We start from the raw sequence: 12,609 nt of genomic DNA, 5'->3' as shown, positions 1-12,609 counted from the left end.
TAAAAAATAATTGATTATAATGGGAAAACCCATTTTCAGGCAGCCTGAAACACCGTATCCCAATTATGGAAACAAAATATAGTGGATTCAATTTAAATTAGGACAAGGCGACAGCAACCGCCGTGTACACCTAGTACATAAGGGAGCTGGCAACGCGGTACTGGTTTAAATTGGATTCACTATAATTTGATTTGAGTGAAATAATCCAACAAAAACACTATTCAGGCTGCCTGAAAATCGGGATAATCCTACTTTCAGGCAGTTTGAGAACCTGTGTTCATAATCTTAATAGCTTGCTTTTATCGCTACTTCATGCGCCTACTGCGTTGGCTTTTCATGCCAATATGTTCAATATTGGCATGAAAAGCCGCCTTGTATTCGCAAGAATTATCAATAAAATCAAGCCATCAATCTTACGAACACAGGTTCTGAACTTTCTGTGCTGCCTCATTGATTAAAAACCACCTGAAAGGAATGAAAAATGTCCCAACTCAACAATTTTGACATGATTATTTTTGGCGCAACAGGCGATTTGTCTATGCGTAAACTGCTGCCTTGCTTGTATCAGGCGCATGCGGCAGGTTTGTTGCACCCGAAAGGGCGCATTTTGGGCGTGTCGCGCAGTGCGTTGGACACCGCCCAATTTCTTGCCAAAGTGGAAAGCGACAGCAAAATTCATGTGAAAAAAAATTTCACCGATGAGTTATGGAACAGTTTTATTCAACGCATTCAATATTTAACGGTTGATGTGAACACGCCCGAGCATTTTGGGCAATTAAGCGAGCTGGTTAAAGCGCGTACCGAAACCGACAATGTGATTATTTACCTGTCCACCGCGCCCAAATTTTTCGCGCCCGCCTGCAAAAATCTGGCAGACGTGGGCTTGAATGCCGACAATGTTCGCATTGTTTTGGAAAAGCCGCTCGGCACGGATTTGGTCTCATCACAAGAAATCAACACCGATGTGGCGCAGTATTTCCAAGAAAACCAGATTTACCGCATTGACCATTATTTGGGCAAAGAAAGTTTGCAAAATGTGCTGCCTTTGCGTTTTGGCAATGTGTTTTTTGAGCAGGTTTGGAACAAGGATTTTGTGAAATCGGTGCAAATCACCATCGCTGAACAATTGGGCGTGGAAGAGCGCGGCGAGTTTTACGACATCACGGGTGCATTGCGCGATATGGTGCAAAATCACCTTATGCAAATGCTGTGTTTTGTCGCAATGGAAAAACCCAAATCCTTGGGCGCGGACGATGTACGCGATGAAAAATTAAAAGTCGTGGCAGCCTTAAAACCCATGACTTCCGCCGATGTGGATAAAAACGTGATTCGCGCCCAATACACCGATTCAGGCAGCCTGAAAGGCTATTTGCAGGAAAACAATGTGCCAGCCGACAGCCGCACAGAAACTTATGTTGCCATTCGTGCTGAAATTGACACGCCGCGTTGGGCGGGTGTGCCGTTTTATTTGCGCACGGGCAAACGCTTGGCGGCGCGTTCTGCAGAAATCGTGTTAAATTTCAAGGAACAAGAAAACGGTTTGTTTGGCGCGAATCCTAATCGTTTGGTGATTAGTTTGCAGCCCGATGAGACGATTTCATTAAAATTGTATGTGAAACAAGTGGGTAGCGGTTTGGACGTGCAGCCTGCGGAAATGGTGTTGGACATGGGCAAAGTGTCCGATGACCGCCGCGCGGAAGCCTATGAATTGTTGTTGCGTGAAGTGATTGATGGGCGTTTGGGCTTATTTAATCGCCGCGATGAATTGGAAAAAGCGTGGGAATGGGTAATGCCGATTTTGGATAATTGGGCGGTTTCGCCAATTAAACCTTATGGTTATGCGGCAAATAGCTGGGGCCCGAAAGAAGCGCAAGATTTGTTGGCGCGTGATGGCAATGCGTGGTTGGAAGACCAAGCGTAATTTTTCAGGCAGCCTGAAAACTTTTCAGGCTGCCTTGATTATTTGATTTTACGAATTCACTTCTTCATCATCGTCCACAATTGGCGTGGCGGTCGGTACAATGCCCAAATATTTCAACGCCACAAATTGCGCTTCCGTGTCCACGTCCACCACCGCCAAACGCAACATGGATTTGGGCGCAATCTCCATCGGAATCCCCGTTGCCCGCGCCACCAAAGGCAAACCGTCCAGCCGCACCAAATCTTCTTTTAATAATACAGCATTGATTTCACGGATATTTTCCTGTTGCAACCACACCATCGCCCAATAACTTTCCATCATGTCTTGAAAAGCACGATACGCCGTGTACGCCGCTTCAAATGAACCCAAAGCCACAAATAAATCACTGTCGTTTTTGCTAAAACGCGGTGCGGTGTTGGTTAAAATACTTTGCAATTGTTTTTGGTTAATATAATCGCAGGCGCGGCGCAAGGGCGATGTGAACCAGCCATAATGCGCCACATTCATGCCAATATGCGCTTCGGCGTGGGTGGACATACGCACCCGCCCACTCGGTTGCACGCGGAACAAACCGCCCAATTCCTTATCATGCAATAATTTTGCCCAAGACGTGTTCGCCAAAATCATCATTTCGCTCACCAGCGTGTCAATCGGCGAACCGCGTTCACGGCGCGTAATGATGACTTTGCCTTGCTCATCAAAATCAATGCCGTAATCGTATTTTTTCGGCAAATTTGGGTCTTCCAAACGATCGCGTTTTTTCTGCAATTCGTAGGCGAGTGCCAGCAAATACAAGCATTCGGCATGGTGTTTGAATTGCGGATTGTCCGCGCTGCCCACGCCTGTTTCGCTGTTGAAAAACGGCTCAATATGCTGAATGCGTAAATTGGTTTCAATGGGGACTAACTCAATTTTGCTCACAGGTTCAGACAATTGCCAATCCGCGCTCACATCAAAATAAATGCTAAACGCTGGCACGGCTTTGCCCTCGTCCAAACTAAACGCGGCAACCCAGTTTTCAGGCAGCATGGTAATTTTATTGGCAGGAAAATACACCGTACTCAAACGCTGCAAGACGATTTTTTCCATCTCGCTGTCCGCTTCCATGCCCAGTGCAGGCGCGGCAATGTGTATGCCAACGCGTTTTGCGCCGCCGCCCAAATCTTGTACCGACAAAGCGTCATCCACTTCGGTGGTGGACACATCGTCAATGGAAAACGCTTGCACATTCGCCACTTCCAAATTTTCAGGCAGCGTGGGCAGCTCAATGTTTGGAAAACCTGTACCGCGTGGAAAATATTTCACTTCAAAGCGTTGCAATAAATATTGCGGCATGGACGTAATCCCGCCCGTGTGTTTTGCCAATTCAAAAGCGGACATTTTGCTGGTGTCCATCGCTTTGGTAAATGCTTTGTACGCCAACGATTGCTTATCGGGTGCGTGCAAAATGTGCGGCAATTCGGCGGCGATTTCATCGGGCAGGCTGCCTGAAACCAGCGCGTCTGCCCATGTTTGCATTTGTGCGTCTTGTTGCGCTTTGCGCTCAATGGCGGCAAGGGCTTGTTTTAAAATATCTTCGGGCGCGGCTTTGAATACACCTTTGTTTTTCTTATGAAAATACATGGGCGCGGCATACAGTGCGATGAGCGTGGCGGCGAGTTGGGTTTTGCTGACTTGTTTGCCGAAATATTCGCTGGCGGCGGTGTCAAAAGAAAATTCTTCTGTGCCAACGTATTCCCAGAGTAATTCGGTATCCATGTCTGCCGCTTCGTTTTGGGCGGCTTGTAAAAAGTTGTCCATGTCGCCATCAAATTCCAAAAACACATTGGCGGATTTGATTTTGACGCGTTTACCGTGTTGTGTGTCGGCTTGGTAGGTGGCTTCTGTTTTTTGGACGATGGCGGCGACTTTCAGGCTGCCTGCGTCTTCGTAAAAAATATTGGGCATGATTTTTTTTGATGATTTTATTGGTTGAATAAAAAAGCGATTATAACGGAAAAGGCAGCCTGAAAGATTTTCAGGCTGCCTGAATTAAACCTGCAACCAAAACGTAACAGGTCCATCGTTTTGCAAACTCACCTGCATGTCGGCGGCAAATTGTCCTGTTTGCGTGTGGATTTTGCAGGCTGCCTGTTGGCAAAAATAGTCATACAATGCCGCCGCTTCATCGGGTTTGGCTGCGCTGGAAAAACTGGGGCGGTTGCCGCTATTGGTGTCTGCCGCCAGCGTGAATTGCGACACGATGAGCAACGCGCCATTGGCTTGCTCCACATTCCAATTCATTTTGCCTGCTTCATCGGAAAACACGCGGTAATTTAAAACGCGCTGCAATAGGCGGTCGGCTTTGGCGTGATTGTCGCCGTGTTCCACGCCCAGCAAGACGAGTAAACCGTGTTGAATTTCGCCAACTATTTGCTCGTCCACGCGCACATGGGCGTGTTTCACTCTTTGGATTAGGGCTATCATCGGGTGCGCTCACTTTCGTTTAATAAGACACGCGTGGGGTCGGGGCTGTCGGATTCCACAACGTGTTTCATAAATGCTTCGGCTTGGTCTTTGAGCGCGAAACGGTCGTGTTCGGCGTAGGGCGTGATGGTGGGCGAAAAGTCGGCGCGTACCACAATTTCAGGCAGCGACAAAATCCGCCACAGCGTGATAAAAAAGTTCGTCCCCGAAAACGACACGCGCTCGGTGCGCTGCCCATTCGCATAATAGCGCAACGCCACCGCTTGCACATCGGCTTGCGCATTAATGGCAGCCTGAAACAGCGCGGCTTTGAGTGGCAACACGCTATTGCCCAAAGACGTTTTCGCTTCGGGGAAAAAGCACACGTTTTCATGCGCTTGCAGACGTTCTGCGATGGCGAGATTGATGGGGTCTATGTCTTTGCGGTTGCTGCGGTCAATAAACACTGTGCCTGCATTGGCAATCATTTTGCCGATGACAAACCAATGGCGTAATTCTTTGGCGGCGATAAAGCTGGACGGATACAGCGCGTTCAGCACAAAAATATCCAGCCACGAAATATGGTTGGCGACCACCAACGCGCCTTTGGGGTGGGGCGGCGTAGGGGCGTGTTCTATTTTGATGTGCAACACGTCCAGTAGTGAGCTGCCCATTTGCTGTAAAGTGGCTTGGCGTTGGGCGGTGGGCGCATTGTCTAAAGCGCGTAATTTAAATCCGATTTTACCAAGCCAAATCAACAATTTAATTAAACGAAAAATAATTTGCATGAATGAGTTTTGTGTATTCATAAAATAAAAAAATCAAAAAAGTTTGCAGGCTGCCTGAAAATTTGTAGGGTGCGTACCACGCACCAAATCTGCCACAATATTTAAATTATTCAATTATTTGGTGCGCACGGCGCACCCTACGGATTGGGCATTGTTTTCAGGCTGCCTTTCGCTATCCTACAAAAAATGAAATACTGCCCGAAATCGTTGAGATACAGCAATCTAACCCCTCCCACAGGAGAGGGAACAGATGAGCGGTAGACAAAAATTTGTAGGGTAATGAAAGGCTGCCTGAAAAAAAGCCAGAATATTATTTCTGAATATTCAAACCTTTACCCGTTACATAAAATTGCCCGCCCGACACATAATGCAGCGTACGCAATGCTTCGGGCGCGTCATCAAAATGCCAATGCCCATCGCGGAACACACGACTGTCCGCCCAAGCCGCCACGACTTCGCCAATAAACAAATCATATTGTTCCTGCAAATACGCTTCGGGAATCACGCGACAAATCAGCCACGCCGCACAATCTTCTACCAAAGGCATGGCATAATTTTCCTGATAAAAAACAGGGATAGTGTCAATTTTATTGGGTGTGTATTTGCGGCTTTCGCCCATTTTTAAGACGAGTTCGGCTTGCGTTTGCGTGGGCAATTGCACGGCAAAATAGCCGCTTTGTTCAATAAGTGGGCGGGTAAAGGTGCTTTTGTCCAACACCAGCGTGAGTCGGCTCGGATTAAAATCCAAAGCACACACCCACGCCGCCGCCATAATATTTGCCACACCATTGTGGTGGGCGGAAATCAGCGTGCTTGCGCCGTGATTAATCAGCCGAAAGGCTTTGTCTAAGGGTACAGATTGTCGGGTCATGATGAAATGGTTTGGGGCAAAATGGCTTATTTTAGGCTTTTTTCAGGCAGCCTGAAACCACAAAAGCGTAAAATAAGCAATTTTCGCTTTGAATTTTCGTGATTTTTTGCTAAATTCAGCTTAATTTTAAATAAATGATTTGCCAATATGAAAACAATCTATTTGATTCGCCATGCTGATGACGCGGCGCAGATGGCAGAAAAATTGCCGCGACCTGCCAAATTGTATACGTCCGAATTAACCCAATCCACCGCGCAAGTTATTTGTGATAAATGGCATGTTCGCCATGAGATTTTGCCCTGCCTGCTGGCGCACGATTATCGCAGCGAAGCTGAAGCCCCTGCGCTTGCGCCGCCGATGATGTTGGGCATGCCCCATTTTGCCACTCAAGTCATTGAAACTAAACCCACATTTAAATTTGAAGATTTAAATGCCAATGTGGAAACTTTTTTGAAACTCGCGCCCAAATTGCCCCATCGCACGACTTGCGTGGTGCATGGCGAATGGCTGCATTTGCTGTTGTGGCGGGTGTTGGGTTTTCGGGTGGATGCGGCAGATGAAATTGCCGCTTTCCACGCGTGGCAAGCGCAAACGCCTAATCCTGTGGCGTGGTATTTGCACATTGGCGATAGCTGGGAAACGTGGTTGCAGGTTTTGGATTTAGATGGGGTGCGATAATTTTCAGGCTGCCTGAATATTATCAGGCAGCCTGAAAACTTATTTCCAAGGACGCAAATCCACAATTTTCACAATTTGCTTGTCTTTGCTGTTGATTAAAACCGTCATGTCTTCACGAGCGGCTTTTAGCGGCACAAATTTATCGGCATTGGGATACGATTTCAGCACTGTATCCACCGTTTCCGCAGGATTAAATTGCGTTAATTGGCTGACCGCAAAGGCTTCTTGATTGATGATGTCCCAAGATTTGTCCAGCTCTTGATACAGTTGAACTTTGGTGCTGGGTGCGCCTTTGCCGCCTAATTCGTCAAATAAACGCGCATTTTTCTCTTCTGTATTGGCGGCTGGACGCACGGCGACAAATTGCGGTTTGCCCCAACCCAGCGTGTTATACGGCGATTGCGCTTGTTGCAGGCTGTCGGGCGTGATGTCGTTGGCATGTACCACTTCAAAACGCCACACATCAAACGCAATATACACAGGGCGATTCAGCGACAAACTGTGTAATCCATAAATCAACGCCGCCAATTGCACAAACACAATCACCGATAAATCAAATTTCAAGGATTTTTTGCCCTCTTTTGCCACCGCAAACGTCAAAATTGGGCCCAAAATCACATCAATCGCCAACATCATCAAGAAAATATCGCCCGCCCCCACCGCTTTCGCCAAAGGTGCAGGGTGCCAAATCCAAAATACCAGCGTGGAACTCAACGCCGCAATACACAATGAAAACACAACGTGCCACAAAAAAGCATGAACACGAAATTTAGAAGGTTTTTGCATAAAAATTTGTCTCCGTCATCAAGATTAATTGGGGTTTCAGGCTGCCTGAAAAATTTATTCCTGTGGCTGCTGTCCACTACGCGCCAATTTTTTCGCTTCGCGTTCTGCTTTCAAAGCCGCTTCACGTTTACGCGCTTCTTTGAGCCAGCTTTCCCATTGTTTGGGTGTTTCCAGCGTAATGCGCCCAATGGCGCCCTCACGGAAATCGGTCAAAATATTTTCGGCGGCTTTTTGATAATTGACCCGTCCGCCGCCCAGCAATGCGCCGCGTTTTTTCGCAATCCATTCCAGCCACGCCACATCGTCCCAATGGCTAGACGGGTCTTTGTCTGCCGCATAACGCGTTTGCAATAAAGGCAAATAATGGCGACGCAAATAATCCAGCAATTCCAACGCCACTTCCTCCTCGTCCAACGCATTGCGCCCGACCGCGCCCGAAGCCGCCAAATTGTAGCCGCTTTCTTCCACAATAATCTTGGGCCACAGCATACCAGGTGTGTCGTACAACCAAAAATCGTCTGCCAAAAACAAACGCTGTTCCGCTTTCGTAATGCCGGGTTCATTGCCTGTTTTGGCGGATTTTTTGCCTATCATGCCATTGATGAGCGTGGATTTGCCCACATTCGGAATGCCGCAAATCATCACCCGCAAAGGCTTGTCCAAACCCTTGCGATTGGGGCAAAGTTCACGACACGCCGCCGTGATTTTGGGTGCGGCGGATTTTTCCGAGCTGTCCAGCGCGATGGCGTTGGTGTTGTCCAAAGCGTTGTAATGGGCTAACCAAATTGCGGTGCGTTCTGGGTCGGCAAGGTCTTGTTTATTTAAAATTTTCAGTTTCGGTTTGCCTTTGGCTAATTGCGCCAACAGGGGATTTTCGCTGGAAGCTGGCAAACGCGCGTCCAGCATTTCAATCACCATGTCCACGCTTTTTAAGCGTTCCGCGATGGCTTTTTTTGCCTTATTCATGTGTCCAGGGAACCATTGGATTGCCATGATGTGTCTTTCTATATTGTTGATTATCATATTTTAAATAATTTTCAGGCAGCCTGAAAGCGTTTCAGGCTGCCTGAAAGTACGACAATTTTTAATTTCGCCAACAATCTGTTCCCTCCCCCGCCAGCGTGGGAGGGGACAGATGACAAGCAGCCTGAAAAAGAGCTGCCTAAAAATTAGTCGTGTAATTATACATCAATCAAGAAAACTTCTGCGCCACCCGTTCCAAATTCGTTTTCACAATATTATTTTGCAAACTGATTTGGCGAATATGCTCGCGCACCGCGTCAATTTGGTGGGCATTGCGTTGATTAAATTCAAATGATTGTTTCAATTGATTTTTTAACTGATTGGTAATTTGCGAAATGGTGTGCAAATTGCCGCTCACATATTCATGTTCAATCAAAATAAACTGCTCCGCCACCGCAGAACGAATTTTTTTCAACACATTTTCCTGAATATTTTCAATCATATTGGTGCGTAATTTTTCTTTATCATCTGTCCAATAATCCAATTGCACTTCCAATTTGCCGCCGCGCCACATTTTCCGCGCCACCCACGCCAACGCGCCGTCTTTTTCACGGATTTCCGTGCGCTCTTCGCGGCGCATATCGCGTTGATAAGTATAATCTACTTGGTCAATATGGTGCTTGTCCAAATCGCTCAATTTGGGAATGGCAAGTTCAATATCCATCGCGTTTTGCTGAAAGGCAGCCTGCACTTCGCCCACGATTTTGCGCATTTCCGCTTCCACTTTGGTCAATTCAAAATAGGTTAATTTCAGGCTGTCATTGATGATTTCATTTGCCGCCACATAAGCTGTGTGATTGATTTGACTGATGATTTGTTGGCAACATTGCAAAAATTCATCGCGCTGCGCTGCGCTGGTAAACACCAATTTGCCGTCTTTGGTTTGGCTCAACAATTCTTCGGCGCGAATGCGCTCGGCTTGTTGTTTGACCAATTCTTCTTGCGTGGTCATTTTGCGTAAATAATCGCGCACTTGCACATATTGGCTGTTTTCATTGATGGCTTGTTGTGCGCTGTCAATGATTTTGCCAAAGGTGCTGTCCACTTCTTGCACAATGCTGTTTTCCAATTCAGCTACTTGTTTTTTCGCGTGTTCCAAACCTTTTGCGCTCAAATCTTGTAAAGTGGCGCGGAAATCCGTTTCCAATTGTTTCAGGCTGCCTGAATACACCTGCAAACTCACCAATAATCTTTGCAAATTAACGTGTTCCGAATTGGTGTGTTCTTTTGCTGTAGCCATGCTAAATTCACACACCGCGTTCAAACGGCGCACCAAATCGCCCACATTCGCCAAAGCCGACTGAATCGCCACCATAGGCGCGGTGCGATGGGTTTGCGCGATGGCGCGTTCAATGGGTTCCAGCATTAAACTTTCTTGTAAACGCTTTTCGGCGCGTTTGGCAATTTTGTCTAAACTTTCGTCTTCCCAATCTTCCGCATCGCTCACGCCCAATGCCATTTTGGCAAAATCTTCCACCCAAGTACCTGCTTCAAAAAACGGCTTGCCCAAATTCTCCGCCAAATTTTGCAACATACGATTGGACAAATACGCATTTCGCGCCGACACAGGGAAAATGTGTTCGCGTAAAACCTTGTCTTTTAAAAAATCATTGAAGACCAAATTTTTCACCGTTTCCGCGTCATCAGAATGTGCGTCTCGCGCGTCATAGCGGTTTACCAGCGCAAATAGGCGGTCTTTCGCCAAAGTGGGCATGGACAATAATTGCTGTTTCACGCTGTCGCTGGCTTCCGATTTCAATTGCGTGTAATCCAGCACCAGCAAAACCGCCGAACTGCGATTCAATTGCTCGTCCAACATTTTGCGTAAAGCGATGTTTTGCCCTGCTTCGTTGGGGCCGGGGGTGTCCAGCAAAATCAGATTGCCTTGTCCCACATTTTTGTTTTTCAAATGGAAAAATTCCACTTCAATCACGGGCAATTGATGAATATTTTTGCATTCGGTATACGGAAATTGCACATTTTCATCTAAACGCGTGTGAATAATCTCCGCCAAGCGCACCAAATCATTCAGGCTGCGTAAAAAATCAAAAATGGCTTCTTCGCCAATGTATTCGTGTTTAAATTGCCAATCTGATTGAATTTGCTGAATCAATTGCTGAATATTGTCTTCTTGCAAATCAGCGTGTTGCAGCCAATGAATATTGTTGGCGAATTGTTGTTTCAGGCTGCCTGCAAATTGCTGCACGGCTGGATTATCAAATTTTAAAGTCGGAACGGTTTTGCCTTGCACATGAATAATTTGCGTGGGCAGGGCGGTCATGGGGCGATTGCGGTTGGGCAGGATTTCGCGCCCCACAATCGCGTTGATGGTGGTGGATTTGCCCGCTTTCATCGTGCCGACAACGGCAAGCACCATATCAAAATTTTGCAATTTATGAATTTCGCCTTTCACAATCGCACGGCGTTCTGGCAATTCTTCGCGGGTGAGCAAGCCGTCTTCGTTGATGTCGCCTGTGGTGGGACGGATTAAACCTAATTTTTCAATGGCTTGTAATAATTCCAATTGTTTTTCTAGGCAGTTTACGGTGATGTCGCGGTAGGACAGGATTTCGGTTTCAGTCATGGGGCAACCTTTTTATTGGGTAAAATATTGTTTAAGCATAACCGATTTTAGGCAGCCTGAAAATTAAAATCCACAGGTAAATCGGCATTTTGCAAGCGTTGCCAATCAAAAAAATGCCCTGGGTCGGTTTTGCGGTTGGGGGCGATGTGCTGGTGTCCTGTGATGGCGGTGATGGGATAATGCTGACACAAATCGCGCAATAAAATCAGCAAAACATCGTATTGTGCCGCCGTAAACGGTTCAAAATCGCAGCCTTCCAATTCTATGCCGATGGAAAAATGATTGCAGCGTTCCCGCCCATGAAATTGCGACACGCCCGCGTGATACGCCATCTCATCGCAAGACACAAATTGCAGCACTTCGCCATCACGCCGCACAAAAAAGTGGGCAGACACGCGCAAATTGACCAATTGCGTGAAAAACGGATTTGCCGTCTCATCTATGCGATTGGTAAACAGCCGTTCCACCGCGTCCGAGCCATATTCAAACGGCGCGAGCGAAATATTGTGTAGCACAATCAAAGAAATATCTTGCGGATTGGGGCGCGGCTCGCAATTGGGCGAAACGCGTTGCGTGGCGTGTTGCCAACGTCCGTGTGTAAACATGATGGGGTCTCCAAATTTGATGATTATTTAGCCAAAGGCAGCCTGAAATAATTTCAAAAATCCAACACATTATAAGCCTAAAAAGAAAAAAGACTATTTCATCAAATGATTATGCCATTAAAATACAAAAACTTTTTATTGGAAACCCCCATTTTTATGCGTAAATTGATTAAGCTGATTTTGAAACTTTTTGGGCTGGTGTTGCTGGCAGGTGTGCTGTTGGTCGTGTTCAGCGCGTGGCAGGTGTACGATTACGCTCAACACAAACGCCCCTTGCCCGAACAAGCCGACGCGGTGGTGGTGTTGGGCGCGGCGGCGTATGGCAATAATCCATCGCCTGTGTTTCGTGAACGCATTAATTATGGCATTGAATTGTATCGGCAGAAAAAAGTGAAAAAAATTATTTTCACGGGTGGCACACCTGTGGCGGGCTATCCCACGGAAGCAGAAGTGGCGCAACGCTATGCCCGACAAAAATTCCGCATTTCCCAAAAAGACATCATATTAGAAAACGAGTCCAACAATACTTATGATAATTTGCGCTACACTCGCACGCTGCTGCGGCTGAACCATTTACAGCGCGTGATTGTCGTGAGCGACCCCGACCATCTGGCGCGGGCACAAGCGATGGCAGACGCGTTGGGCATAGACGCAACGGTTGCTGCCACGCCCACCAGTTTATATTATGGGCAACGCAAAAAGCGGCTTCAATTTATGCTGCAAGAAGCCTTGTCTTTAAGCTATTTTAGATTGGCAACGCTGTTTCAGGCAGCCTGAAAAAATCCATTTGCGCCCAAAAATGTCATCATTCCTGAAATTGTCAAATTGCATGCCTAAATTGTCAGCTTTTCTGTTGTAAAAAATCCACGCTATTCGCCCGATTCGGCGAAAACTGACAAATTTTGTCT

General features: G+C 46.9%; 11 protein-coding genes. 3 read left to right on the top strand and 8 right to left on the bottom strand.

Annotated features, from left to right (window positions below; all coding sequences use genetic code 11):
* Nucleotides 1-481 precede the first annotated feature (481 nt).
* Nucleotides 482-1,921: a glucose-6-phosphate dehydrogenase gene (gene zwf, locus Q338_RS13585; RefSeq protein WP_034296636.1), complete on the top strand. Its 1,440-nt coding sequence runs from the start codon at nt 482-484 to the stop codon at nt 1,919-1,921.
* A gap of 48 nt (nt 1,922-1,969) precedes the next feature.
* Here zwf and Q338_RS13580 read toward each other — a convergent pair whose 3' ends face one another.
* From Q338_RS13580 to Q338_RS13565, 4 genes are all read right to left on the bottom strand, one after another.
* A complete protein-coding gene (locus Q338_RS13580; protein ID WP_034296634.1) occupies nt 1,970-3,868 on the bottom strand; it encodes a ribonuclease catalytic domain-containing protein in 1,899 nt (632 codons plus the stop codon).
* Nucleotides 3,869-3,952: 84 nt separating this feature from the next.
* Entirely contained in the window at nt 3,953-4,387 is a 435-nt protein-coding gene (dtd, locus tag Q338_RS13575; protein ID WP_034296633.1) for a D-aminoacyl-tRNA deacylase, read from the bottom strand.
* On the bottom strand, nt 4,384-5,154 hold the full coding sequence (locus Q338_RS13570; protein WP_245946712.1) for a 1-acylglycerol-3-phosphate O-acyltransferase: 771 nt from the start codon (nt 5,152-5,154) through the stop codon (nt 4,384-4,386). Before Q338_RS13570 ends, dtd begins: the two co-directional genes overlap by 4 nt.
* Nucleotides 5,155-5,464: 310 nt before the next feature.
* On the bottom strand, nt 5,465-6,025 hold the full coding sequence (locus Q338_RS13565) for a flavin reductase family protein (RefSeq protein ID WP_034296629.1): 561 nt from the start codon (nt 6,023-6,025) through the stop codon (nt 5,465-5,467).
* 147 nt (nt 6,026-6,172) lie between these two features.
* On the opposite strand from Q338_RS13565, the gene Q338_RS13560 reads away from it, so the two are divergent.
* Nucleotides 6,173-6,703: a histidine phosphatase family protein gene (locus Q338_RS13560; RefSeq protein ID WP_034296626.1), complete on the top strand. Its 531-nt coding sequence runs from the start codon at nt 6,173-6,175 to the stop codon at nt 6,701-6,703.
* Between the two features lie 39 nt (nt 6,704-6,742).
* On the opposite strand, the gene tfpZ is transcribed toward Q338_RS13560, so the two are convergent.
* From tfpZ to ampD, 4 genes are all read right to left on the bottom strand, one after another.
* Nucleotides 6,743-7,489, bottom strand: coding sequence for a TfpX/TfpZ family type IV pilin accessory protein (tfpZ, locus tag Q338_RS13555; RefSeq protein WP_034296624.1), 747 nt, complete (start codon nt 7,487-7,489; stop codon nt 6,743-6,745).
* Between the two features lie 54 nt (nt 7,490-7,543).
* Nucleotides 7,544-8,482, bottom strand: a complete 939-nt coding sequence (gene ylqF / locus Q338_RS13550) for a ribosome biogenesis GTPase YlqF (RefSeq protein WP_034296622.1) — start codon at nt 8,480-8,482, stop codon at nt 7,544-7,546.
* A gap of 199 nt (nt 8,483-8,681) precedes the next feature.
* Nucleotides 8,682-11,096 (bottom strand): dynamin family protein, encoded by a 2,415-nt coding sequence (locus Q338_RS13965; protein WP_051968676.1) that lies wholly within the window; start codon nt 11,094-11,096, stop codon nt 8,682-8,684.
* A 47-nt stretch (nt 11,097-11,143) separates the two neighbouring features.
* A complete protein-coding gene (ampD, locus tag Q338_RS13540; RefSeq protein ID WP_034296620.1) occupies nt 11,144-11,701 on the bottom strand; it encodes a 1,6-anhydro-N-acetylmuramyl-L-alanine amidase AmpD in 558 nt (185 codons plus the stop codon).
* Between the two features lie 105 nt (nt 11,702-11,806).
* Between ampD and Q338_RS13535 the strand changes: the two genes are divergently transcribed.
* On the top strand, nt 11,807-12,478 hold the full coding sequence (locus Q338_RS13535) for a YdcF family protein (RefSeq protein ID WP_244773280.1): 672 nt from the start codon (nt 11,807-11,809) through the stop codon (nt 12,476-12,478).
* Nucleotides 12,479-12,609 lie beyond the last annotated feature (131 nt).

It is taken from the genome of Alysiella crassa DSM 2578, assembly GCF_000745955.1.
Taxonomy (GTDB): domain Bacteria; phylum Pseudomonadota; class Gammaproteobacteria; order Burkholderiales; family Neisseriaceae; genus Simonsiella; species Simonsiella crassa.
Note: the sequence above shows the minus strand (reverse complement) of the source record. Positions and strands in the feature narration are given on the sequence as shown.

Bases quoted from the DNA above. Each gene is read 5' to 3' on its own strand.
- zwf (WP_034296636.1), top strand. From the start codon at position 482: ATGTCCCAACTCAACAATTTTGACATGATTATTTTTGGCGCAACAGGC.
- Q338_RS13580 (WP_034296634.1), bottom strand. From the start codon at position 3,868: ATGCCCAATATTTTTTACGAAGACGCAGGCAGCCTGAAAGTCGCCGCC.
- dtd (WP_034296633.1), bottom strand. From the start codon at position 4,387: ATGATAGCCCTAATCCAAAGAGTGAAACACGCCCATGTGCGCGTGGAC.
- Q338_RS13570 (WP_245946712.1), bottom strand. From the start codon at position 5,154: ATGCAAATTATTTTTCGTTTAATTAAATTGTTGATTTGGCTTGGTAAA.
- Q338_RS13565 (WP_034296629.1), bottom strand. From the start codon at position 6,025: ATGACCCGACAATCTGTACCCTTAGACAAAGCCTTTCGGCTGATTAAT.
- Q338_RS13560 (WP_034296626.1), top strand. From the start codon at position 6,173: ATGAAAACAATCTATTTGATTCGCCATGCTGATGACGCGGCGCAGATG.
- tfpZ (WP_034296624.1), bottom strand. From the start codon at position 7,489: ATGCAAAAACCTTCTAAATTTCGTGTTCATGCTTTTTTGTGGCACGTT.
- ylqF (WP_034296622.1), bottom strand. From the start codon at position 8,482: ATGGCAATCCAATGGTTCCCTGGACACATGAATAAGGCAAAAAAAGCC.
- Q338_RS13965 (WP_051968676.1), bottom strand. From the start codon at position 11,096: ATGACTGAAACCGAAATCCTGTCCTACCGCGACATCACCGTAAACTGC.
- ampD (WP_034296620.1), bottom strand. From the start codon at position 11,701: ATGTTTACACACGGACGTTGGCAACACGCCACGCAACGCGTTTCGCCC.
- Q338_RS13535 (WP_244773280.1), top strand. From the start codon at position 11,807: ATGATTATGCCATTAAAATACAAAAACTTTTTATTGGAAACCCCCATT.